The organism is Halococcus sp. PRR34 (assembly GCF_028617175.1).
Taxonomy (GTDB): domain Archaea; phylum Halobacteriota; class Halobacteria; order Halobacteriales; family Halococcaceae; genus Halococcus; species Halococcus salifodinae.
Map to the genome: position 1 here is coordinate 20,681 of NZ_JAQJDA010000004.1, position 23,425 is coordinate 44,105.

Consider the following 23,425-nt stretch of genomic DNA (forward strand, 5'->3'; position numbering starts at 1 on the left):
GGCTTCTCGGCGTACTGACTGCTCCGATAAAAAACTGTCGAAAGCCGAGATTTTACTCTTCACTTACTACTTCAAACGCCGTGGGTTTAGTTCTTTCCCCGCGGTGTGGGCGGTTGCGGGGAACGAACCCTTTTTGCGCGAACCTGCCCGACCCCGAGACGAAATGGCCGACGATCACCGCGACGGGGACGACGCCTCGTCCGAGCGCTCGGTTCCCGACGAGGGCGAGCGCTCCCGAAGCGACGACCGTGAGCCTCGTCGGAGTGTGTCGGACACATCGACACTCTGTTCGGATGGTGGGACCGCCACCGGAGCCGACGAGACGACGCTCGACCCGTGGGGTTCCTCGACGGTTGCCGATTATCGAAACCTGTTCGAGGAGTTCGGAATCGAGGAGTTCGACGACGTGCTCCCGAACGTGCCGGACCCACACTATCTGATGCGTCGCGGGGTCATCTTCGGCCACCGCGATTACGACCGCGTGCTGGCGGCGCTCGAAGCGAACGAACCCGCCGCCGCGCTCTCGGGGTTCATGCCGACCGGCGACCCCCACATCGGCCACAAGCTCGTCTTCGACGAACTGGTCTGGCATCAAGAGCGCGGCGCGGATTCGTATGGCCTGATCGCCGATCTCGAAGCCCACAGTGCGCGCGGGCTCGACTGGGACGAGATCGACGACCACGCCCGCGATTACCTCCTCTCGCTCATCGCACTCGGGTTCGATCCCGAGGAGGGAGAGCTCTACCGCCAATCCGACAACCGTCCGCTTCAGGATCTCGCCTTCGAGCTCGGCGTCGAGACGAACCTCTCCGAACTCGAAAGCATCTACGGGTTCGGCGGCGAGACCGACGTCTCGCACATGCAGTCGGTCGTGACCCAGATGGCGGACATCCTCTACCCCCAACTCGACGAGCCCAAACCCACCGTGATCCCTGTCGGGCCGGACCAGGACCCCCACGTCCGCCTCGCGCGCGACCTCGCGGCGCGGATGCGCTTCTTTGGGGTGACGGCGGCGTACGCGAGCTTCGAGGCCGATCCCGAGGAACGCCATCTCATCGCCGCGGCCCACGAGGAACTCTCGTCGAACGTCGAAACTGGGGCTCCCGAGGATGTCGATCCGGTGCGGTGCGTTGAGGCTGCCGACTGGCTCGCGGACCGGGCCGAGGCCAGCACTGACGACGCCGGTCCAGATGACGGCACCCGAACGGACGCCATCGAGAAACTCCGGGCCGCCGGCAAGGAGCCGCTCAGGCCCCGAACCCGATTCCTCGATCGCAACGCGACCGACGAGGCGTTTTCGGCGCTCATCGAGGCGATCGATGGCGAGAAACGCGTCTACGACGAGCATATCGACAGTTTCGATCTCGGGCTCGACGCGGCCGACGACCTCGCCCGCGACATCGAACTCGACCACGGCGGCTACGGCTTCCGCGCGCCGTCGTCGATCTACCATCGGTTCATGACTGGCCTTACGGGCGGCAAGATGTCCTCGTCGATCCCGGCGAGTCACATCAGCCTGCTCGACGACCCCGAGACGGGGTACGACAAGGTGAAATCCGCGACCACCGGCGGGCGCGAGACGGCGGAACTCCAGCGCGAGCTCGGCGGCGAGGCCGACGAGTGTCCTGTGTACGAGCTCTATGCCTATCTCCTCGCGGCGGACGACGACGAGCTCGCCACAGAGGTCTACGAGGAGTGCGTCGGTGGCGAACGGCTGTGTGGCGGGTGCAAGGAACAGGCCGCCGAACTAATGCGTGACTTTCTCGCCGATCATCAGGAGAAACGAGCGGAGGCCGAAGAGATCCTCGACGATCTCGATATCGACCTCGATACCGAGCGGGCGTAACGGCCGTCAGAAAACGGGATCGACGCTCTTCACCGTCGATCGAATCGATTTCCGTGTGACCTCGTTACGGAGTCCGGTGATTACGGTCGATTCGTCGAGATCGAGTCACGACACAAACGAGAACCGCAGACCACACCCTCCCCAGCCGACTCCCTCACTCGCTCCGCTCGTTCGGTCATCCCTCGCACGGGAGAGCGCTTCCACACCACAGCGCTCTCCGCGCGCCACCGTCCATCAGCGGAGGCGCTTTTCTTGATGCCGTCTCATCCGTAGCTCTCCTCCTCGTAGTAGAGGTCCGGAACGCCGAGTGGTTCGATCACTTCCCTGACGCTGTTGCACATCGCGCCGATGCCACAGACGTACACCTCGGCGTTTTCGGGGTCGATCCGTGCGTCGATGTCTTCGGCAGGCTCGCTGCCGACGAACTCCGTGGTGTCGGGCGGCAGTGTGTCGGTGTCGACGCAGTCGGGATCGAGATACTTCAGGAGGGTGTGCTGGACGTATTCGGTCTCGCCGTCCCAGTTGCCCATGTACGACTCCCGGCTGCACGTCATGACTGGGTGAAAGTTGTCGTGCTCGGCGGCGAGATCGAGAAACGCCTCGCGGTAGGGCAGGTCGTCGACCCACGACGCGCCGAGGAACAGCCAGACGTCACGTTCCTCGCCCTCGTACTCGTCGAGCCCTTCCTCGAAGACGTAGTCGATCATGCTTTTGAATGGTGCTGCGCCGGTGCCGGTGGCGACGAACACGAGATCGCGCTCTGTGGGGTCCTGCAGCAGGAACTCGTCGCCGTAGGGGCCTCGAAGAAACAGCTCGTCGCCCTCGACGGTGCGATCGCAGAGATCGGGCGTGAGCTCGCCGTCAGGCACCCGTCGAATACAGAGTTCGATCTCGTCCCGATTCGGCGAGCTCGCGATCGAATAGACTCGCGGGGCCTCCTCCTCGTAGCTGATTCTCGCATACTGGCCCGGTACGAACTCGAACGGCTCCTCGGGCCGGAAGCGGAGCCGGAGCAACGACGGGGACGACCGCTCGGCCCGCTCGCGGAGCGCCTCGACCTTCGACGCCATCGTTTCGGCGAGATGGTCCTTGCCCGTGTCTGCGAACCGCTCGATGGCGTCGTCCCACGCCTCGGCGTCGGTCACGTCGCCTGGCGGCTCGCCGCCGAGGCTCTCGACCAGCATCTCGCGGTCGGCGTCGAGCGCCGCCTCGATCTCGCCGTTTCGCTCGCGGTCCATCGGCGTCGTGGACGTCACGACCGCGGCCTGGTTCTCGATCTCCGCCTCGGCCGCCTGCGCCTCGGAGATGCGTTTCGGGGACATTCGTCACTCGTCGCGTCGTGCCCGTCCCTGTTAGCTCTTCTGCGGGCACAGCTGGGCACGGTCGGGGCCGATCGAGATCAGTCGCGACCGACCCCACCTCCCGACCCGGAAGGTTTTTGCCGGCGAGCGCGCCACTCGGTGACATGGCAGCCGAACCTCGTGTCGGACGCTCCGGAGACCGACCACCGATCGCGACTGTGGCGTTCGGCGTTCGCTTTTTCTTCGCGAACTAACGGGCGGTGGAACCCGTGGCGGTGCGGGTGAAACCGCTCGATCGGCATCGGAACCGTTAGTTGAACGACCCTCGGTATACCCCATAACATGAAACTCCCCGAAGCCCAGCTCGCGGTGCTCGAAGCCGCGAGCGCGAACGACGCACAGCCGATCGACCGCCTCGCCGAGGAAACGGACCTCGACCCTCCGACCGTCGCTGGCGCGGCGTTCGCCCTCGAAGAGGAGGGCCTCGTGGGCGTCACCGAACGCGTCGAGACCTCGGTGACGCTCACCGACGAAGGGCACGAGTATCTCGACACCGGCCTCCCCGAAATCGCCCTGTTCGAGGCCGCGCGGGAGGCCGACGGCGAGACCGATCTCGGCAGCGTGATCGAGGCGGCAGACCTCGCCGGCCCGCAGGTCGACATCGCACTCTCGAACTACGCCCGGAAGGGCTACGGAACGATTGAGAGCGGGACGGTCACCGCCGACGCGGACGCCGATCCCGACGCCGATCCCGAACGACGCGCGCTCGCCGCGCTCGCCGGTGGCGAGTCGATCGCGGACGAGTCGGTGCTCGATCGGCTCGCGAGTCGAAACCTGGTCGAGCGTCACGAGACCACCCATCGGGAAGTCCGTCTCACCGACGACGGGATCACCGCGCTGATGGAAGGCGTCGAGACCGCCGATACGGTGGGCCAGGTCACGCCAGAACTCCTCACCACCGGCGAGTGGGAGGACGTCGAGTTCGCCGAGTACAACGTCGAGGCTGACGCCGAGGAGGCCCACGGCGGCCGGACCCACGTCCTCCGACGGACCGCCGAGCGCGTCAAGGACGTGCTCGTCGGGATGGGATTCGAGGAGATGGACGGCCCGCATGTCGACGCCGACTTCTGGATCAACGACTGCCTGTTCATGCCCCAGGACCATCCCGCCAGAACGCACTGGGGGCGCTTCGAGATGGACCAACCGACCGAAATCGACGACCTGCCCGAGGACCTCGTCGAGCGCGTCCGTGCAGCCCACCGCGACGGCGTCGGTCCTGACAGTGACGGGTATCACTCGCCGTGGGAGGCCGAGTTCGCACGCGAACTCGCGCTCCGTGGTCACACTACGTCGTTGTCATCACGATATCTCTCGGGGTTCGAAGTCGGCGAGCTGGAGCCGCCACAGCGCTTCTTCAGCGTGGAGAAGGTGTACCGCAACGACACTCTCGACGCGACACACCTGCTCGAGTTCTTCCAGATCGAGGGCCTGGTGATGGCGGAAAACCTCTCGGTGCGTGACCTGATGGGCACGTTCACCGAGTTCTACGAGCAGTTCGGGATCACCGATCTGGAGTTCAAGCCGACGTACAACCCCTACACCGAGCCGAGCTTCGAACTGTTCGGTGAGCACCCCGTGACGGGCGAGATCGTCGAAATCGGCAATTCGGGTCTGTTCCGGCCCGAGATGCTCGAACCGCTCGGGGTCGACTGCGACGTGATGGCGTGGGGGCTCGCGCTCGAACGCCTCCTGATGCTCACCCACGGGTTCGAGGATATTCGGGACGTGCACGGCACGCTGGTGGACCTCGACTTCCTCCGGAACGCGGAGGTGGTGTACTGATGGCCGTCGTCGACGTCGATCCCGACGAGCTCCGGCGGTTTACCGGCCACGACGAGAAAAGCGACGAGGAGCTCCGTGAGGACCTGTTCGAGCTCGGCCTCGAATACGAGGGCGAGACCGAGGAGGGACTCATGCAGCTGGAGTTCGAGGCCGATCGGCTCGATCGACTCTCCGTGGAGGGGATCGCGCGCTCGCTGCGCTACCAGTACGGCGACGACAGGGGAGTGTACGTCCCTCGGACCAACGACGCCGACTGGACGATCGAGGTCGATCCCTCGACGCCCGACGAGCGGCCGTACGTCACCGGTGCGGTCGTTCGGGGCCTCGATCTCGACCAGGCGGGCCTCGACTCGCTGATCCAGCTTCAAGAGAAGCTCCACGCCACGATGGGCCGCGGGCGCGCGAAAGGGGCCATCGGCATCCACGACCTCACCATGCTGAAGGGCCAATCCCTCGCCGAGGGCGCGGACAACTCGATCACGTATCGCGGGATCGACCCCGAAGAGGACAGCTTCGTCCCGCTCGACAGTCACGCCGAACTCACGCCCGCCGACGTCCTCACCGACCATCCGACCGGCGAGACCTACGCCGACCTGATCGCCGAGTACGAGCGCTACCCCGCGATCTACGACGATCTCGGGCTGTTCTCGTTCCCGCCAGTCATCAACGGCCGCCGGACCGAGGTGAACTCCGAGAGCCGGGAGCTGTTCGTCGAACTCACGGGGACCGACCAGTGGACCATCGACCGGATGTGCGCGATCATCTGCTACGCGCTCGACGCCCGCGGCGCGACGGTCGAGCGCGTGAACGTCGAGTACCCCGACCGGACGCTCGATCGGCCCGACTTCGCCCTCACCGAGAAAACCGTCTCCCACGAGCGGATCGAACGCTCCCTCGGCCTCTCGCTCGACGAGAGCGAGGTCGTGGACCTCATCGAACGCTCGGGACTCGACGCCGAGGCTTCGGACGGCGGAGACGAGGGCGGGGAAGGCGACGAGAGCCGGGTCTACGACGTGTCGATCCCGCCGTACCGCGTCGACGTGCTCCACCCGGTCGACGTGATCGACGACATCGGTCGCGCGTACGGGTTCAACAATTTGGAGCCGCAGTACCCCGACGTGAGCACCGTCGGCGGTCGTCACGAGCGTTCGCGGCGCGAGCGTGCCATCCGGGACACCCTCGTGGGGCTCGGGTTCGAGGATCTGCTCGATTTCCACCTCATCGGTGAGGCCGAGAACTTCGATCGGATGGAGCTCTCCCCGGGTGACGATGCGTTCGGCGCGGCCGAACCCACCACTATCGCGGAGCCGTACAGCCAGGAGTACGGGATGGTCCGGACGTGGACGCTCCCCTCGCTCGTGATGGTCCTGGAGAACAACACCCACCGACGCTATCCTCAGGACCTCGCTGAGGTCGGTCTCGCCGCCCACGTCGACAGCGCGGAGAACACGAACGTCGCGGAGGAACGCCACGTCGCTGGCGTGCTCGCACGGACCGACGCCTCCTACGAGGACGCGAAGGGGAGGGTGAACGCGCTCGCGCGCGCGTTCGACGCCGAACTCGCGACGCCCGCGACCGACCATCCGTCGTTCATCGACGGTCGCGCCGCGAGCATCGTTCTCGACGGCGAGCATGCTGGTGTCGTCGGCGAACTCCATCCTAAAATTCTGGTTGAGCACGGCCTCGAACTGCCCGTGGCGGCGTTCGAGTTCCGGGCCGACGCGCTCCGGTAACCCTCGTTATTCGAGGTCGACGCCGACCGCTTCCTCGACGCTCTCGAACCCATCGCGCTCCAGCAGTTCGAGCAGTCCACGATTGATGTCGCGCGCGATCGACGGCCCCTGATAGACGAGGCCGGTGTAGAGCTGTACCAGCGACGCGCCCGCGCGGAGCTTCCGGTAGGCTCCGGCCGCGCTCGACACGCCGCCGACCCCGATCACCGGCACATCGGTCCGCTCGGCGACGAACGCGACGGCTCGCGTCGCGCGTGCTTCGAGTGGCTTCCCCGAGAGGCCGCCTTTCTCGACGCGATTCGGACTCTGGAGCGACGCTGGCCGCTCGGTCGTGGTGTTCGTCGCGATCACGCCGTCGAGACCCATCTCGTCGACCACCGCGAGCGCTTCCTCGACGGCGTCGTCGGTGAGATCGGGCGAGAGTTTCACCAACAGCGGGTCCGCGCCCGCGTCTTGGAGCGTCCCGAAGATGTGTTCGAGATGATCACGGTGCTGGAGATCGCGGAGGCCCGGCGTGTTCGGGCTCGAAACGTTCACCACGAAGTACTCGCCCGCAGCACAGCGTTCGTAGGAGTACCGGTAGTCATCGGCGGCCGCTTCGAGCGGCGTCGATTTCGACTTCCCGATGTTGACGCCGAGGGGAACGTTCGCGCGTGCGCGCGTGAGGCGATCGCCGATGTGGTCGGCACCGTGGTTGTTGAACCCCATCCGGTTGACGAGCGCGCCGTCCTCGGCCAGCCGGAAGAGCCGCGGGCGTGGGTTGCCGTCCTGTGGCTCGGCGGTGACACCGCCGACCTCGACGTGACCGAAGCCGAGCCGGCCGAGCGCGCGCGGGACCTCGGCGTTCTTGTCGAAACCGGCGGCGACGCCGACCGGGTTCGGGAAGTCGAGACCGAACTCGGTGGTGGCGAGCCGATCGTCGTCGACGCCGTAGCGCGCGGCGAGCGCCCGTTCGATCGGGGTGTGTTGGGCGGCTTCGAGCAGCCTGTGCACAGCGCTGTGGGCGGATTCGGCTGGCAGGCGGAACAACAGCGGCTTCAGTGCGTCGTAGAAATGCATCGTGCTCTCTGAACCGGCCGAGCAGTCGTCGGCCCGTTCCTCAGAAGTCGTGTTCGACCTCGTCTTGGTCGGCTTTCTGGATGATGATCTTGTCCTCGCGCACCCGGACGAACACTTCGTCGCCGATCGCCATCCCTGCCACCGCCAGTTCGTCCTCGTGGAGATTGACGTGGACGTTGTGGTACTCGCCGTTCTCGTCCTTCGCCCCGCTGGGACTGAGCTTCTTTTTCCGTACCATCCCGGTGTCTTATCCCGCTGTTCGATACAGGATACACTTAACCTTACGGTCCGACGACCACCGGTCACCCGTACAGAGGGGTGTCGGGATCGTGACGGTATAAGCTGCCGGGCAGATCCATGACGAACGCCGTGGACGCTTTCGTTGTTATCCGACCGCTTGTCCGAATCACGGAACGATTCGCTCGGACGACAGCCACTCCAACCGAAATCGACCCCCGTCGCAGGGATATATTTATAGTGTGCCATGTGCTGGTTCAGCACGGAGTGGCAAAAACCATGGCACGAGATACGGACGACAAGCGAAACTTCGCGCTCCGTGGGGACGGCGACGACGAAACCAGCGTTTTCTCGGGGCGGACACCACGCCAGGCGGCACTCAAGGCTGCCCGGCGGCTCGACGCCGCCGATGGGGAGGAAAACGCGAGCCGCGAAGAGCTCCGGCTCCGAGAGAAGGGGACCCACAAAGTCCATATCTACGAGGGCTGGGCGTGGAACGAGGACGCACCGGCGGACAAACCCGACTGGATGCCGAACACCATCACCGAGGCCAACGTCTCGAAGCAGGGGATCGAACACCTCGAAGCACTCTGAGGACGTCGACCGACGAAATCCGTACTGGTTTCAGCCCGCAGTTCGAGGTGCGAGTGCGCGGCCAGACACCCGACTCGACCGGACGCGCACGCGTGGGATGAGGAGTCGGCCTCCAGCCGCGCGACACCGTTCTTCGATCTTCCAGACGACACGCGAGCCTCCAGCTCGCTTCGACTACCGACTATCGGACGATTTCACCCAACTCCCGGTAGCTGCGTTTCGGTACCGGAAACATAATCCGGCAATTTGCCGATGAACTCTCACCGAGAACTGGTCGCAGGAACCGAGTCACCAGAGCACAAAGCGGCCTTGAGTCGACGGGTTTATCCGTTCGTCGCGATTCGAATGGAATGCGAACGGCCGGTCGGAGTCGACCGCCGGCACGAAAAACGATCCGATGCCCTTAAGTGGTACAGGGCACTCGGATGGAATGCAGAAAGCGAACGACATGGGAGGCCGTTCAACTCGGTCTCCGCTGCGGGCTTTCGGGGCGAGTTGGATTCGCTCCGGACGCCGTTCGAAGGGTTTATACCCCCGAACGGTGTACGATGAAGTCCGAAGGAAATGAGGATTCCGCCCCTGCGGTCCGCCGTCAAGACGGGATCTGATGTCAGCCCTGATAGTTCGGTGACACCCGGTTCGGTCCGCGGTGTCGCCGAGTGCGAACCCGATAGGTGAACACATACCTTGTGTTCCCGCCTAAACCCCCCGAGCCTTGTGCTCGGGACATTCCGGTTGATCCTGCCGGAGGCTATTGCTATCGGGATCCGATTCAGTCATGCTAGTCGCACGGGCTCAGACCCGTGGCGAATAGCTCCGTAACACGTGGTCAAACTACCCTCTGGACTGGGATACCCTCGGGAAACTGAGGCTAATCCCGGATACAGCTTTCATGTTGGAATACGGAAAGCCGGAAACGGTCCGCCGCCGGAGGACGTGACTGCGGCCGATTAGGTAGACGGTGGGGTAACGGCCCACCGTGCCGATAATCGGTACGGGTTGTGAGAGCAAGAACCCGGAGACGGACTCTGAGACAAGAGTCCGGGCCCTACGGGGCGCAGCAGACGCGAAACCTTTACACTGCACGACAGTGCGATAAGGGGATCCCGAGTGCGAGGGCATACAGTCCTCGCTTTTCGTGACCGTAAGGTGGTCTCAGAATAAGGGCTGGGCAAGACCGGTGCCAGCCGCCGCGGTAATACCGGCAGCCCGAGTGATAGCCACTCTTATTGGGCCTAAAGCGTCCGTAGCTGGCCGAACGGGTCCGTCGGGAAATCCACCCGCTCAACGGGTGGGCGTCCGGCGGAAACCAGTCGGCTTGGGACCGGAGGACCTGCGGGGTACGTCTGGGGTAGGAGTGAAATCCTGTAATCCCAGACGGACCACCGGTGGCGAAAGCGCCGCAGGAGGACGGATCCGACAGTGAGGGACGAAAGCTTGGGTCTCGAACCGGATTAGATACCCGGGTAGTCCAAGCCGTAAACGATGCTCGCTAGGTGTGGCGCAGGCTACGAGCCTGCGCTGTGCCGTAGGGAAGCCGAGAAGCGAGCCGCCTGGGAAGTACGTCCGCAAGGATGAAACTTAAAGGAATTGGCGGGGGAGCACTACAACCGGAGGAGCCTGCGGTTTAATTGGACTCAACGCCGGACATCTCACCGGCACCGACAATGTGCAGTGACGGTCAGTGTGATGAGCTTACCTGAGCCATTGAGAGGAGGTGCATGGCCGCCGTCAGCTCGTACCGTGAGGCGTCCTGTTAAGTCAGGCAACGAGCGAGACCCGCATCCCTAATTGCCAGCAACACCCATGTGGTGGTTGGGTACATTAGGGAGACTGCCGCTGCCAAAGCGGAGGAAGGAACGGGCAACGGTAGGTCAGTATGCCCCGAATGTGCCGGGCTACACGCGGGCTACAATGGCCGAGACAGTGGGACGCTACCCCGAGAGGGGACGCTAATCTCCTAACCTCGGTCGTAGTTCGGATTGCGGGTTGAAACCCACCCGCATGAAGCTGGATTCGGTAGTAATCGCATTTCAGAAGAGTGCGGTGAATACGTCCCTGCTCCTTGCACACACCGCCCGTCAAAGCACCCGAGTGAGGTCCGGATGAGGTCGACGCAACGTCGATCGAATCTGGGCTTCGCAAGGGGGCTTAAGTCGTAACAAGGTAGCCGTAGGGGAATCTGCGGCTGGATCACCTCCTACAGAACGGGATCGGGCCGACGGCCCGACCCACTCGCGGTTCGTACTCGGCGACTCGTGGTGCCGACCGGGCACCGACGAACTATCAGGGTTGACGTCTGTCCGCGACCAGCCTTCCTTCGTGGAAGGCGGGCCCATAGCTCAGTGGGAGAGTGCCTCCTTTGCAAGGAGGATGCCCTGGGTTCGAATCCCAGTGGGTCCATGCGTCGACTCGATCCGAACCGAGTCCCTTAAGTGGGTCTCGGTGGTATGATCGAGTCCGACCGAACCGATGCACCACCCCGTGTGAGCGCGGGTGGGAAGGGTCAATACACGCACCACTCCACACCTGGGCGTGTAGATGAGACCGTGTGTACGTGCGATCCAGGCGTCCACTGGACCCGTTCAGCGGGTTCATGGATTCTGTAGACGACCGTGGCTACTATGCCAACTGGTGGATAGCTCGGCTCGAGTGCCGACGAAGGACGTGCCAAGCTGCGATAAGCCTGAGGGAGCCGCACGGAGGCGAAGAACTCAGGATTTCCGAATGAGAATCTCCATCGCAATTGCTTCGCGCAATGGGGAACGTCCGGAACTGAAACATCTCAGTACGGACAGGAAGAGAAACCGAACGGGATGTCGTCAGTAACCGCGAGTGAACGCGACACAGTCCAAACCGAAGCTTACGGGGTCACACCCACGAGCAATGTGGTGTTCGGACTGACTCTCATCGCCGGATCGTCCATGTGAAGTCTTCTGGAACGAAGCGTGAGACAGGGTGACAACCCCGTAACATGGACCAGTACGGTGTGCGTCAGCTCCAGAGTATCGGGGGTTGGATCTCCCTCGTGAATGTGGCCGGCATCGACGGCCAAGACTAAACACAACTCGAGACCGATAGTGAACAAGTAGCGTGAGCGAACGCTGAAAAGCACCCCAAGAAGGGAGGTGCAACAGGGCTTGAACTCAGTTGGCGATCGAACGACGGGGCACGAAAGGCGTGTCGACGAACGACCCGGGGGCGACCCCGCAGTAGGACTCGACACGAGCCGGTGTTCCGTCGTGCGTTTTGAAAAACGAGTCAGGGAGTGTGTCTGCCCGGCGAGTCTAACCCGAGTATCGGGGGAGGCATAGGGAAACCGACATGGCCGCAACGTTGCATTAGCAACGTCAGGGCCGCCGTGTTCAAGCGCGGGGAGCCAGGCGGACACGACCCGAATCCGGACGATCTACGCGCCGGCAAGGTGAAGCGTGCCGAAAGGCACGTGGAGGCCTGTTAGGGATGGTGTCCTACAATACCCTCCCGTGACCGTCGTGTAGGGGTGAAAGGCCCATCGAGTCCGGCAACAGCTGGTTCCGACCGAAACATGTCGAAGCATGACCTCTGTCGAGGTAGTTCGTGGGGTAGAGCGACCGATTGGAGGGTCTGACTCCGAGAGGAGTCAGCCCTCCTGTCGAACTCCGAACCTACGAACGCCGCAGACGCAGGGAGTCCGGTGTGCGGGGTAAGCCTGTGCACCGTGAGGGAGACAACCCAGAGCTTGGTTGAGGTCCCCAAGTGTGGACTAAGTGCGATCGAAGGTGGTTCCGAGCCATAGACAGCCGGGAGGTGAGCTTAGAAGCAGCTACCCGCTAAGAATAGCGTAACAGCTTACCGGCCGAGGTTTGGAGCGCCGAAAATGATCGGGGCTCAAGTCCACCACCGAGACCTAGCGGCGTACCACTATGGTACGATCCAGTAGGTCGGCACTCCGTTCGGGTGGAAGTACGGGCGAGAGTTCGTATGGACCGAGCGGTGACGACAATCCTGGCCACAGTAGCAGCGGTAGTCGGGTGAGAATCTCGACGACCAAACGGACAAGGGTTCCTCAGCAATGTTCGTCAACTGAGGGTTAGCCGGTCCTTAGTCCCCCCGCAATTCGACGGGGACGAACCGGGAAACTGGTTAACATTCCAGTGCCTGCGTGCAACAATGCCGACGCTTTGGGGTCGATCGAGCCGGGCACTCGCCCGGTCGAACTGTCAAAACTCGTGGAAGCCGTAATGGCACGAAGCGGGCGAACGGCAGAACAGGGAAACTCGATCCAACCTAGAGCCCGTGAAAAGGCGCACGCTGACCGTACCCAGATCCGACACAGGTGTCCGTGGCGGCGAAAGCCAAGGTCTGTCGGGAACAACCGACGTTAGGGAATTCGGCAAGTTAGTCCCGTACGTTCGCAATAAGGGATGCCTGCTCCGGAATGGAGCAGGTCGCAGCGACTCGGACGCTCCAACTGTCTAATAACAACACAGGTGACCGCAAATCCGCAAGGACTCGTACGGTCACTGAATCCTGCCCAGTGCGGGTATCTGAACACTCAGTACAATGAGGCGAAGGACCCGTCAACGGCGGGGGTAACTATGACCCTCTTAAGGTAGCGTAGTACCTTGCCGCTTCAGTAGCGGCTCGCATGAATGGATGAATGAGAGCGTCACTGTCCCAACGTCGGGCCCGGTGAACTGTACGTTCCAGTGCGGAGTCTGGAGACCCCCAAGGGGAAGCGAAGACCCTATAGAGCTTTACTGCAAGCTGTCGCTGGGACACGGTCGCTAGTGTGCAGGATAGGTAGGAGCCGTTACACAGGTACCCGCGCTAGCGGGCCACCGAGGCACCACTGAAATACTACCCACTAGTGACTGTGACCCTTACTCCTGGCGGAGGACACCGGTAGCTGGGCAGTTTGACTGGGGCGGTACGGGCTTGAAAGAATATCGAGCCCGCCCAAAGATCACCTCATCCGGGTCGGAGACCCGGAATAGAGCGTAAGAGCAAACGGTGGTCTGACAGTGTTCTCTCCAACACGAGAACGCTGACGCGAAAGCGTGGTCTAGCGAACGGATGAGCCTGCTTGATGCGGGCCATTTACGACAGAAAAGCTACCTTAGGGATAACAGAGTCGTCACTCGCAAGAGCACATATCGACCGAGTGGCTTGCTACCTCGATGTCGGTTCCCTCCATCCTGCCCGTGCAGCAGCGGGCAAGGGTGAGGTTGTTCGCCTATTAAAGGAGGTCGTGAGCTGGGTTTAGACCGTCGTGAGACAGGTCGGCTGCTATCTATTGGGGGTGTGATGGTACCTGACGGGAACGGTCGTATAGTACGAGAGGAACTACGACTGGTTGCCACTGGTGTACCGGTTGTCCGAGAGGGCACGTGCCGGGCAGCCACGCAACACGGGGTAAGAGCTGAACGCATCTAAGCTCGAAACCCACCTGGAAAAGAGGTACCGCCGAGGTCACTCGTAGAAGACGAGTTCGATAGACTCGGGGTGTACGCGCCGAGGCAACGAGGCGTTTAGCCCGCGAGCACTAACAGACCGAGCCACACAGTCATAACGCATTGAATCCGTCCTGCTGGACGGGTCCAGGCGCTATCTGGATCGCACGTATCATAGCCATACGCTGGCCTCACCGATCGCCGGCTGCACGCGGTTCGATTCCGCGGATCGGCATTGAGGCGGCCATAGCGGCGGGGCAAACTCCCGTACCCATCCCGAACACGGCAGATAAGCCCGCCAGCGTTCCAGCGAGTACTGGAGTGCGCGAGCCTCTGGGAAAACTGCCTCGCAAGAGGGGCCAAGTACGAGCCCAGGAACGCAATCGGTAGTACACGCTGGGTCCGTCCCGGTGGAACCCGAGACCGTTCCGTTACAACGGCTCGCAACTAGTGGTTCGCCGCCTTTCCATTCATACCTGAGGCACCGTTTCGGTGCCTCGATTCATCACTCTCATAGAGTGGCAACGCTCGGTAGCAATCGCTACCGTTATCCCTTCGAGTTCAGTAGTAGCAACTGCGCCAAGGTGGCAGAGTCCGGCCTAACGCAGCGGCCTGCAGAGCCGCCCATCGCCGGTTCAAATCCGGCCCTTGGCTTCTCATCCCGTCCGTTCGTGACGTCGAGCAACGGATGGGTCCGCTCTCGACTGCGCCAGCTTTGTAGCAGCTACCACCTTCCTCGTCGTCGTTCTACTTCGGTATCGGCAAACACGAAACTTCTACGTCGGCCCTTTCGGCTCATAACTCGTCTCCCAGATCGAGCGATAGCTACACCAGTCGTCGATGATCGATCGGCTCCTCTTCTTGTCCTTTGTGGTAGGTTTTCTCTGCTTTGATGGAATATGTGCTCAGAATTCAGGGACAGTTGGCTTCTCCGCTCTGATCTCACTCTCTTTGAAACCGTGTGTGGTGCTGTTGGGTATCCTTGTCCGCTGTTGATGTCGTATATCTGCGCGTATTTTTCTGATGCGAGCCACGATTTCTGTACGTTCTGGGATGGCATGGTCTCCACCTGCTCTCGACCAGAGGCGGTGGTCCGTAACGATGTATATCCATCTCTGCTCGCGCTCGGTCTCCACTCGTTCACCCGGTTTCGGGTCGTACAATCAGATACGAGCGTAGCTTTATCACGCGCGCCGTACTGGCTGGCGTATGCTCGAACCCGCAGACGGTGCAGCGTCGGGAGATCCCGACACGATCGAGTTCGATCACATGCCTGAGACCGACCAGGCGTTCGAGAACGCCCTCGCGAAGGCACGTGACGGCGAGCGCCTCTCCGTCGAGGACGGTGTGGCGCTCATCACGACGGGCTCCAATGTCGCGGGCATCGACCACGGCCGGAAGGAGCGAGTGCTGGAGGCTGCCGATCGCCGTCGTGCCGAGGTCGTCGGCGAGGAGGTCACGTTCGTGGCGAACCTGAACAACAACGTCACCACCGCGTGTAACACCGGTTGTCTGTTCTGTAACTTCAAGGACACCGCCGCGAACTTCGAATCCGACTCGGCGGTCGATCACGCCGGCTTCACGAAGACTCTCGACGAGTCGCGCGAGACCGTCCGTGACGCGGTCGAACGGGGCGTCTCCGAGGTGACGTCTGTCTCGGGGCTCCATCCGGGGCTCGCGCTCGACGACGAGCATCACGAGATCCTCGGGTCGTTCGACAGCCCGGCGAGCGACGTGAACTACAAACCACCCGAGCAGTACGAAACCCCGCCCGGAACCTACGTCGAGCAGATGCGGGCGATGTCGGTCGGAGACGTCCACCTCCACTCGATGACGCCCGAAGAGGCGTACCACGCGATTCGCGGCACGGATCGGCGCTACGAGGAAGTGTATCGTCGTCTCGCAGACGCCGGCCTCGACTCCGCACCCGGAACGGCCGCCGAGATCCTCGTCGACGAGGTGCGCGACGTCATCTGCCCCGGCAAGATCGACTCCGGAGAGTGGGTCGCAGCGATGGAGGGAGCGATCGCGGCGGGATTGCCCGTCACGGCGACCATGATGTACGGTCACGTCGAGAACGAGCGCCACCGCGTCATGCATCTCGATCGGATTCGTCGGCTCCAGGACCGCACCGGCGCGATCACCGAGTTCGTTCCCCTCTCGTTCATCCACCAGCAGACGCCGCTGTACGAGCGCGGGATCGTCTCGGGCGGCGCGAGCGACGCCGAGGACGAACTCCTGATCGCCGTTTCTCGACTGTTTCTCGACAACGTCGATCATATCCAATCGAGCTGGGTGAAGTTCGGCGACGAGAAGGGACTGAAACTCCTGAACTGCGGTGCGGACGACTTCATGGGAACGATCCTCTCCGAGGAGATCACGAAGCGCGCCGGCGGGAGCTACGGCGAGTTCCGATCGCTCGCCGATTACGTCGACATGATCTCTGCCATCGGCCGGACTCCGGTCGAGCGCTCGATGGACTACGAGGACCGCCGCCGGATCGATCTCGACGCCGATCCGATCGGCCCGGTTCTGGGACCACGTGCCGACGGAACGCCGCTGCTTTCCTGACCACCGTTCGCTCCCTCGCATCCACGACGTCGGGGCGCTTCGCCGTGCTCGCTGCGCCACCACGATTCATGTGCGTCCGGAGCCATTCCTTCCGTGGTGCATTCGGATGAGCGACGACACGAACCAACCGGACGATTCCCCGAACGGCACACACAGCTCGCCCACCGACCTGCCGATCGTGACGACGGACGACCTCGCGGGTGCGTCGATACCCTCCGAACGGGTCGGCTGTATCGTGCTCGCCGCGGGCACGAGCAGCCGGTTTGGAGACGAGAACAAGCTCCTCGTCGAGATCGAGGGCGAGGCTCTGGTACGGCGCGCGGCGACGACGGCACTCGCGAGCCCTGTCGACGAGGTCGTGGTCGTGGTGGGACACGAAGCGCTCGCGGTCCGCGAGGCACTCTCGGGGCTCGACGTCGGCTTCGTGACGAACGCCGACTACGGGCGAGGGCAAAGCACGTCGGTCCACGCAGGCGTGGCGACCGCGCGCGAGCGGGATTGGGATGCGGTGATCTTCGCGCTCGGTGACATGCCCCACGTCGATCCCGACTCGATCGAGCGACTGTTGAAAGCGTACGCGGCCGACCACGGGACGATCCTCGCGGCGGCGTACGACCGAAAGCGCGGCAACCCCGCCCTGTTCGACGCGGCTCACTTCACCGCGCTCGCGGCGATCGAGGGCGACACCGGCGGTCGGGAGTTGCTCGTTGGCGACGACACGGCTCTCGTCGAAACCGACGATCCGGGAGTCGTGCGCGACGTCGACCGTCGGAAAGACGTCCACTGACTCGACTGACTGCCGGATCCTTCGCTGTACACACAGCGTGGGTCGTCCCTTCCCGATTCGTCCGGTGTCGCCGTGATCGCTCCGATCGTTCCGATTCCTCTGTGCTGAACTATACGATCTAGGGGTGTGAAATCGGCCGGTCGCCGATGTCGCTTCACTCCACGACCAGCGCCATGTGAACGATTCGGTAGCCATATATGTATATCTCGCATAACGAGGGGCGAATGAGTGCAGAATCACGCTGCAAAGTCGAGCGCAACGCCGAGCGCTACGACCTCACCGCCCCGTCGACTCACGACTCCGTCGACGACTATCTGCTCTCTCGCTGGTTGGGGCACGACGATCGAGCCGCGGAGGGGTATCGATCGCTGACGGAGTGGTTCAACAAGCGACTGCTCCGGGCCAGCTACGACGCCAACGGTCGGGAGACGCTCGCGACCCAGCTCGACGCCGACCACGCGATCCTGACCGGCGACGACGACCTCGAACGCGCAGAGCTCATCGACGTCCTCGCCGCGGCAGGCATCGACGGCGAGACGCTCCGCGACGACATGATCTCGTGGGGAACGATGCGCAACCACCTCAACGACTGTCTCGGGAGGGAGAAGGGGACTCCCGAAGCCCGGACCGACTGGGAGCGCGAGAGCGTGCGGATCGCCCGCGACCGGACGGCCGACCGGGTCCGCGAGGCGCTCGGCGCGCTCGCGTCGAAGGACGACCTCGTTGGCGGCGAGGCCGCCACGGTCGAGGTCCAAGTCCAGCTAACCTGCGGGGAGTGCCCGCGCCGGGTGCCGCTCGACACGGCGCTCGATCGGGGGTACGTCTGCGCCGAGCACCACGATCGCGTGCCGAGCGAGGGCACACCATGACCTGGCACCTCGACATCGAGAACATCGCGGGGATCCGTCACGGGGCGGCGACGCTCGAACCCGGCCTCGACGCGATCCGCGGCACGAACTGGGAGGGCAAATCGAGCTTCATCCAGGCGCTCGAAACCGCAATCGGGGTGGCGTCGCCGCTGACTGAGGGAGCGGACCGCGGCCACGTGGAACTCGACGCCGATGACGCGTCGATCACGGTCGAACTCGTCCGCGACGGACGGACCGTCCGACGGGAAGGATCTCCCTACCTCATCGACGAGTACGACCGCAAGCGGGCGCGGCTGTTCGCCTGCCTCGACGAGCGCAACCCGGTCCGCCAGGCGGTCGACGCCGGCGAGAACCTCGAAGAAGTTCTGCTGCAACCGCTCGACATCCAGAACATCGACGAGGAGATCGGGAGTCTGAAACACGAACGCGAGCAGGTCGAGGGCGAGCTCGCGCAGGCGAACGAAGCCGCGGACCGAACCCCAACCGTTCGCGACGAGATCGAACGGCTCGAAACCGAGATCGAGAATGCGAAGGGACGGATGAGCGAACTCTCGACCGAGGACGACGGCTCGGACGAGCGCGACCGACTGAGCGAGCTCCGGGCCGAACGCGACCAGGTCGACTCGCGGATCGATCGCTTCGAGAACACCGTCGAACGCACCGAAGCGACGCTCGCGGACAAACGGGAGGCGCTCGAAGCGCTCACGGTTCCGGAGGAGTCGTCGGTCGAGGCGGACCTCGCCGACGCCCGTGAGGAACTCCAGAGCGTGAAAAACGACGTCGATCTCCTCCAATCGCTCTACTCGGCCAACCAGCGCGTGCTCGAAGAGGACCGCCTCGGCCTCGTCACCGACGTCGACCACCAGCTCACCGACGACGCGGTCGCGTGCTGGGTTTGTGACAGCGAGTCGTCGCGCAGCGGGATGGAGGCCCGAGTCGACGCGCTCGGCGAGCGCGTCACCGACCTCCGCTCGGCAGTCGAGACCCACCGGGACACCGTCGATCGACTCGAAGCGCGTGCCGAGGAGTTCACCCAGACCGAGCGACGCGAGCGCGACCTGGAGGAGGCGATCGCGGACCACGAATCGACCGTCGCCGACCGCCGCGAGCGCCTCGCGGAGCTGCGGACCAGGCGCGACGAGCTCGACGACGGAATCGAGGAGCTCTCGGCCGAAGTTTCGGCGACCACCGACGAGCTCACCGACCTCGAAAGCGAGGTCAAGTACCGCGAGATGGAGCTCGAGGAGTACCGCGACGAGCTGGCAACGCTCGAAACCCGCGTCGAGCGCGCCGATGACCTCGAAGCCGAACGCGAGCGCCTTTCGACCGAGATCGCGGACCTCCGCAACCGGAAGGCTGCGGTGAAACGCCGCACACGAGAAGCGTTCGACGACGCGATCGGCGAGATCGTCCCTCGGTTCGAGACCGGGTTCGAGACCGCCCACCTCACGCCGAACTTCGACCTCGTGGTCGCGCGGAACGGCCGGGAAGCACAGTTGAGCGCGCTGAGCGAGGGCGAGCGCGAACTCCTCGGGCTCGTCGCCGCGCTCGCGGGCCACGCCGCCTTCGAGGTCGGCGACACCGTTCCCTGCCTGCTCGTCGACGGCCTGAGCAGCCTCGCGGACGAGAACCTCCACACTCTCGTCGAGTACCTCCGCGATCGAGCGACGTACATCGTTTTCACCGTCCACCCGGAGTACACGGCGTTCGAGGGCAACGAGATCGCACTCGACGACTGGACGGTCGTCTCCGACGAGCGGTCGGTCACGGCACCGCAGTAGCGATCCGCAGTGATCGTGCAGTTCGGTGTCCCGTTTCGTTCGTCGACGAACCCTTATTCCACCGGCACCTCGACGAGCGCGATGTCGTCGTCGGGGACGACGCGATCGAGCACGTCGTCGAGTTCGTCCCAGCTCTCGGGGCGGTAGCCCTCGATCCCGAAGCTCTCGGCGAAGGTGACGAAATCGGGGTTAGTGAGCTGCGTCCCGGTGCTTTCGCCGCGATGCTCGGCCTGTTTCTCCGAGATCAGGCCGTAGTCGTTGTCATTGAACAGGAGGATGGTAAACGAGCAGCCGAGGCGGGTCGCGGTCTCGATCTCGGCGGCGTTCATCAGGAAGCCGCCGTCGCCGGTGGCGGCAACCACGTTGCCGTCGATCGCGAGGTCGGCGGCGACCGCGCCGGGGACCGCGATCCCCATGGTCGCCAACCCGTTGGAGATGATGCAGGTGTTCGGTTCGTAGGTCGGGTAGTCCTGGGCGATCGCCATCTTGTGGCTGCCCGTATCAGAAATGAGGACGTCATCGTCGGCCATCGCGTCCCGGAGCAGCGGGAGCGAGCGCCGCACTGAGAAGGCGTCGTCACCGTCGGGCCGGCCGAACTTCGCTGTGACGACGTCCTCGCGGATGGAGGCGTACCAGTCGGGATCGGTGCCGATGTCGTCGCCGTACTCTTGGATCGCGCGCAGCCCCGCGGAGACGTCGCAGACGATCTCGACGTTCGGGTTGTAGTGGGCGTACACCTCGGCGGGCTCGAAGTCGAGGTGGACGATCCGCTTGTCGGCTGCGGGGTTCCAGTCTTCCGGGTCGTGTTCGGCGATGTCGTAGCCCACCGTGAGCACCGCGTCAGCCTTCCTGATGGCGTCGGCGATCCGGGTGCCGCCGCCCGCTTCGGCTTCGTACTGGAGCGCGAACAGCGAGTGGTCGTCGGCGTCCGAAACCGCACCTTTCCCCATGTAGGTGGCGACCACCGGAACGTCGGTCGCGTCGACGAACGACCGGAGGCGCTCCGATGCGCGAGTGCGGATCGCCCCGTTGCCCGCGAGCACGATCGGCCGGTCGGCGTCGGCCAGCAACGAGACCGCGCGCTCGACCGCCGTCTCGTCGGGGCTCGGCCGCCGGATCCGACTTCGCGTCGGGAGTGGGGAGGCCTCGGTCTCCGTGCCGGCCACGTCTTCGGGGAACTCGAGATGGGTCGCACCGGGTTTTTCGTGTTCGGCGAGTTTGAACGCCTTTCGCACCGATTCGTGGACGATTTCGGGGTCGGAGATCTGGGTGTTCCACTTCGTTATCGGTTCGAACATATCAACGATGTCGAGCTTCTGATGGCTCTCCTTGTGGAGGCGTTCGAGCCCACCCTGGCCGGTGATCGACACCACGGGACTCTTGTCGAGCTGGGCGTCGGCGACGCCGGTCACGAGGTTGGTCGCGCCCGGCCCGAGCGTCCCGAGACAGACGCCCGCATCGCCGGTGAGTCGGCCGTGGACGTCGGCCATGAACGCCGCGCCCTGCTCGTGGCGAACGGGGACGAACTCGATCGACGAGTCCCGGAGTGAGAAGAGGAGCTCCTCAAGCTCCTCTCCGGGGAGACCGAAGACGTGATCGGTCCCTTCGACTTCGAGGCATTCGACGAGGAGATCGGCTGCGGTTTGCATGCGCCAGGCTACACCCAGCGGGTACATTAGCCCGTCGCCATCGTGGCAAAGAGTGTCACTGACGCTTTCGCCGTTCGGTAGTCGACGTCGCGCCCGGTCCGTGCCGGCCACGAAACTCACCGGGACGAGTATCCACCGTCCTATCCAAACGACTAAAAGTGCTGCTGTGATGTGTCACGACGACATGGCAGACGATACTGGATCGATGTCGGGGGGCAGCGACGAGGGTGGCGGGACGAAGGGTTCGGTGTTCGCGCGGTACTTCGGGTTCGAAGAACACGGCACCGATCTCAGGACCGAGATCGTCGCCGGGATCACGACCTTTCTCGCGATGTCGTACATCATCGTCGTGAACCCCGCGATACTGGCTGGGATACCGGGCAGCGATGGCAAGCCCGGTATCGTGATCGAGGGGTACTCGGTGGTGGAGGTCCAGCAGATGCTGACGGTCGTGACGATCATCTCGGCCGTCGTGGGACTTCTCGTGATGGCGTTCTACGCGAACCAGCCGTTCGGTCTGGCTCCCGGTCTGGGACTCAACGCCTTCTTCGCGTTCACCGTCGTGGGGGCCATCGGCATTCCGTGGGAAACGGCCCTGGCGGCGATATTCACTGAAGGGATCATCTTCATCGTGTTGACGGCCGTCGGAGCACGGACGTACGTCATCAGGCTGTTTCCGGAGCCGGTCAAACTCGCGATCGGTACTGGAATCGGCCTGTTTCTCGCGATCATCGGTCTCCAGGCGATGCAGGTGGTCGTCGACGATCCGACGACGCTCCTCACACTCGGTAACGTTGCCTCCGATCCCGTCGCGATCCTTGCGGTGCTTGGACTGTTCGTCACGCTTGCGCTGTACGCTCGGGGCGTCAAGGGTTCGATCATCGTCGGTGTCGTTCTCACGGCTGTACTGGGATATCTCGCCACCACCGTCGGTCTCACCGATCCTGGCGTGTTGTTCCCGGAGACGTTGCCCAGCGCACAGTACGACATCACACCGCTGTTCGGTGCGTTCCTCGAGGGGTTCACCGACATCGACGGGTTCGTCTTCGGGCTCGTCGTGTTCACGTTCTTCTTCGTGGATTTCTTCGATACGGCTGGCACGCTCGTCGGCGTCGGCCAGGCCGGTGACTTTCTCGATGAGGACAACAACTTCCCGGACATCGACAAACCGCTGATGGCCGACGCGGTCGCCACCACGGCCGGTGCGGCCCTCGGTACGTCGACGGTGACCACGTTCGTCGAATCGGCAACCGGCGTCGAAGAGGGTGGCCGTACGGGCATGACCGCGTTGGTTATCGCCGTGTTGTTCCTCCTCGCGCTGGTGGTCGTTCCGTTCGCAGCGGCGATTCCACAGTACGCCTCGAACATCGCGCTGGTCGTGGTCGCGCTGTTGATGCTCACGAACGTCGCCGACATCGACTGGAACGACCTGACGCACGCGATCCCGGCGGGGCTCACCATCCTCGTGATGCCGCTGACGTACTCGATCGCGTACGGCATCGCCGCCGGCCTCATCACCTACCCCATCATGAAGACCGCGGTCGGTGAGTTCGACGACGTCAAAGCGGGCCAGTGGGTGATCGCCGCTGCGTTCGTGGTCTACTTCTACGTCCGCACGAGCGGCGTGCTTACCGGGGCAGTGTAACGCATTTCGGACGAGGCGCTGTGTCTCGGCGGTGGGGTGCTTGAAGCACTCCCTCGGTTGGTGTGAACCGGCGCGG

The 23,425-nt window shown here is 63.7% G+C and carries 13 protein-coding genes, 2 tRNA genes and 3 rRNA genes; 14 read left to right on the forward strand and 4 right to left on the reverse strand.

Annotated features, from left to right (window positions below):
• Positions 1-163: 163 nt before the first annotated feature.
• The gene (locus PHA81_RS06515; protein ID WP_005044912.1) at positions 164-1,846 is read left to right on the forward strand and encodes a tryptophan--tRNA ligase; all 1,683 of its coding nucleotides are present in this window, start codon (positions 164-166) and stop codon (positions 1,844-1,846) included.
• Between the two features lie 263 nt (positions 1,847-2,109).
• Here PHA81_RS06515 and PHA81_RS06520 read toward each other — a convergent pair whose 3' ends face one another.
• On the reverse strand, positions 2,110-3,168 hold the full coding sequence (locus PHA81_RS06520) for an FAD-binding oxidoreductase (protein WP_005044914.1): 1,059 nt from the start codon (positions 3,166-3,168) through the stop codon (positions 2,110-2,112).
• 321 nt (positions 3,169-3,489) lie between these two features.
• On the opposite strand from PHA81_RS06520, the gene PHA81_RS06525 reads away from it, so the two are divergent.
• Together PHA81_RS06525 and pheT are read left to right on the forward strand one after the other, a co-directional pair.
• Positions 3,490-4,989, forward strand: a complete 1,500-nt coding sequence (locus tag PHA81_RS06525; RefSeq protein ID WP_005044916.1) for a phenylalanine--tRNA ligase subunit alpha — start codon at positions 3,490-3,492, stop codon at positions 4,987-4,989.
• The gene (gene pheT / locus PHA81_RS06530) at positions 4,989-6,722 is read left to right on the forward strand and encodes a phenylalanine--tRNA ligase subunit beta (protein WP_005044917.1); all 1,734 of its coding nucleotides are present in this window, start codon (positions 4,989-4,991) and stop codon (positions 6,720-6,722) included. Before PHA81_RS06525 ends, pheT begins: the two co-directional genes overlap by 1 nt.
• 6 nt (positions 6,723-6,728) lie before the next feature.
• Here pheT and PHA81_RS06535 read toward each other — a convergent pair whose 3' ends face one another.
• Both PHA81_RS06535 and PHA81_RS06540 read right to left on the reverse strand, forming a co-directional pair.
• A complete protein-coding gene (locus tag PHA81_RS06535; RefSeq protein WP_273835924.1) occupies positions 6,729-7,781 on the reverse strand; it encodes a quinone-dependent dihydroorotate dehydrogenase in 1,053 nt (350 codons plus the stop codon).
• A 40-nt stretch (positions 7,782-7,821) separates the two neighbouring features.
• Positions 7,822-8,019: a hypothetical protein gene (locus PHA81_RS06540; protein ID WP_005044921.1), complete on the reverse strand. Its 198-nt coding sequence runs from the start codon at positions 8,017-8,019 to the stop codon at positions 7,822-7,824.
• Positions 8,020-8,297: 278 nt separating this feature from the next.
• Between PHA81_RS06540 and PHA81_RS06545 the strand changes: the two genes are divergently transcribed.
• The 10 genes from PHA81_RS06545 (at position 8,298) to PHA81_RS06590 (ending at position 20,055) form a co-directional block, all read left to right on the forward strand.
• The gene (locus tag PHA81_RS06545) at positions 8,298-8,612 is read left to right on the forward strand and encodes a non-histone chromosomal MC1 family protein (RefSeq protein ID WP_005044923.1); all 315 of its coding nucleotides are present in this window, start codon (positions 8,298-8,300) and stop codon (positions 8,610-8,612) included.
• Between the two features lie 728 nt (positions 8,613-9,340).
• Positions 9,341-10,814 (forward strand): 16S ribosomal RNA (locus tag PHA81_RS06550).
• 129 nt (positions 10,815-10,943) lie between these two features.
• Positions 10,944-11,015 (forward strand) — tRNA-Ala (locus PHA81_RS06555).
• A gap of 207 nt (positions 11,016-11,222) precedes the next feature.
• A 23S ribosomal RNA gene (locus tag PHA81_RS06560) occupies positions 11,223-14,161 on the forward strand.
• A 122-nt stretch (positions 14,162-14,283) separates the two neighbouring features.
• Positions 14,284-14,398, forward strand: a 5S ribosomal RNA gene (gene rrf / locus PHA81_RS06565).
• The 16S, 23S and 5S rRNA genes sit together here with 2 tRNA genes alongside, the layout of an rRNA operon.
• Positions 14,399-14,625: 227 nt before the next feature.
• Positions 14,626-14,701: transfer RNA gene (locus PHA81_RS06570), tRNA-Cys, on the forward strand.
• 555 nt (positions 14,702-15,256) lie between these two features.
• Entirely contained in the window at positions 15,257-16,618 is a 1,362-nt protein-coding gene (gene cofH / locus PHA81_RS06575) for a 7,8-didemethyl-8-hydroxy-5-deazariboflavin synthase subunit CofH (protein ID WP_005044926.1), read from the forward strand.
• Positions 16,619-16,724: 106 nt separating this feature from the next.
• On the forward strand, positions 16,725-17,405 hold the full coding sequence (locus PHA81_RS06580; protein ID WP_005044928.1) for a nucleotidyltransferase family protein: 681 nt from the start codon (positions 16,725-16,727) through the stop codon (positions 17,403-17,405).
• A 224-nt stretch (positions 17,406-17,629) separates the two neighbouring features.
• Positions 17,630-18,274 carry a rod-determining factor RdfA gene (gene rdfA / locus PHA81_RS06585; RefSeq protein ID WP_005044930.1) on the forward strand — a complete coding sequence of 215 codons (645 nt, stop codon included), beginning with the start codon at positions 17,630-17,632 and terminating at the stop codon, positions 18,272-18,274.
• Positions 18,271-20,055, forward strand: coding sequence for an archaea-specific SMC-related protein (locus PHA81_RS06590; protein WP_005044931.1), 1,785 nt, complete (start codon positions 18,271-18,273; stop codon positions 20,053-20,055). Before rdfA ends, PHA81_RS06590 begins: the two co-directional genes overlap by 4 nt.
• Before the next feature lie 53 nt (positions 20,056-20,108).
• Here the strand turns inward: PHA81_RS06590 and PHA81_RS06595 are convergent, their stop codons facing one another.
• Positions 20,109-21,704, reverse strand: a complete 1,596-nt coding sequence (locus PHA81_RS06595; RefSeq protein ID WP_005044933.1) for an acetolactate synthase large subunit — start codon at positions 21,702-21,704, stop codon at positions 20,109-20,111.
• Positions 21,705-21,909: 205 nt separating this feature from the next.
• Between PHA81_RS06595 and PHA81_RS06600 the strand changes: the two genes are divergently transcribed.
• Positions 21,910-23,349 (forward strand): NCS2 family permease, encoded by a 1,440-nt coding sequence (locus PHA81_RS06600; RefSeq protein WP_085945734.1) that lies wholly within the window; start codon positions 21,910-21,912, stop codon positions 23,347-23,349.
• Positions 23,350-23,425 lie beyond the last annotated feature (76 nt).

What these genes read in the sequence shown, in the direction of transcription:
- PHA81_RS06515 (WP_005044912.1), top strand. Translation starts at nt 164, where the DNA reads ATGGCCGACGATCACCGCGACGGGGACGACGCCTCGTCCGAGCGCTCG.
- PHA81_RS06520 (WP_005044914.1), bottom strand. Translation starts at nt 3,168, where the DNA reads ATGTCCCCGAAACGCATCTCCGAGGCGCAGGCGGCCGAGGCGGAGATC.
- PHA81_RS06525 (WP_005044916.1), top strand. Translation starts at nt 3,490, where the DNA reads ATGAAACTCCCCGAAGCCCAGCTCGCGGTGCTCGAAGCCGCGAGCGCG.
- pheT (WP_005044917.1), top strand. Translation starts at nt 4,989, where the DNA reads ATGGCCGTCGTCGACGTCGATCCCGACGAGCTCCGGCGGTTTACCGGC.
- PHA81_RS06535 (WP_273835924.1), bottom strand. Translation starts at nt 7,781, where the DNA reads ATGCATTTCTACGACGCACTGAAGCCGCTGTTGTTCCGCCTGCCAGCC.
- PHA81_RS06540 (WP_005044921.1), bottom strand. Translation starts at nt 8,019, where the DNA reads ATGGTACGGAAAAAGAAGCTCAGTCCCAGCGGGGCGAAGGACGAGAAC.
- PHA81_RS06545 (WP_005044923.1), top strand. Translation starts at nt 8,298, where the DNA reads ATGGCACGAGATACGGACGACAAGCGAAACTTCGCGCTCCGTGGGGAC.
- cofH (WP_005044926.1), top strand. Translation starts at nt 15,257, where the DNA reads ATGCTCGAACCCGCAGACGGTGCAGCGTCGGGAGATCCCGACACGATC.
- PHA81_RS06580 (WP_005044928.1), top strand. Translation starts at nt 16,725, where the DNA reads ATGAGCGACGACACGAACCAACCGGACGATTCCCCGAACGGCACACAC.
- rdfA (WP_005044930.1), top strand. Translation starts at nt 17,630, where the DNA reads ATGAGTGCAGAATCACGCTGCAAAGTCGAGCGCAACGCCGAGCGCTAC.
- PHA81_RS06590 (WP_005044931.1), top strand. Translation starts at nt 18,271, where the DNA reads ATGACCTGGCACCTCGACATCGAGAACATCGCGGGGATCCGTCACGGG.
- PHA81_RS06595 (WP_005044933.1), bottom strand. Translation starts at nt 21,704, where the DNA reads ATGCAAACCGCAGCCGATCTCCTCGTCGAATGCCTCGAAGTCGAAGGG.
- PHA81_RS06600 (WP_085945734.1), top strand. Translation starts at nt 21,910, where the DNA reads ATGTCGGGGGGCAGCGACGAGGGTGGCGGGACGAAGGGTTCGGTGTTC.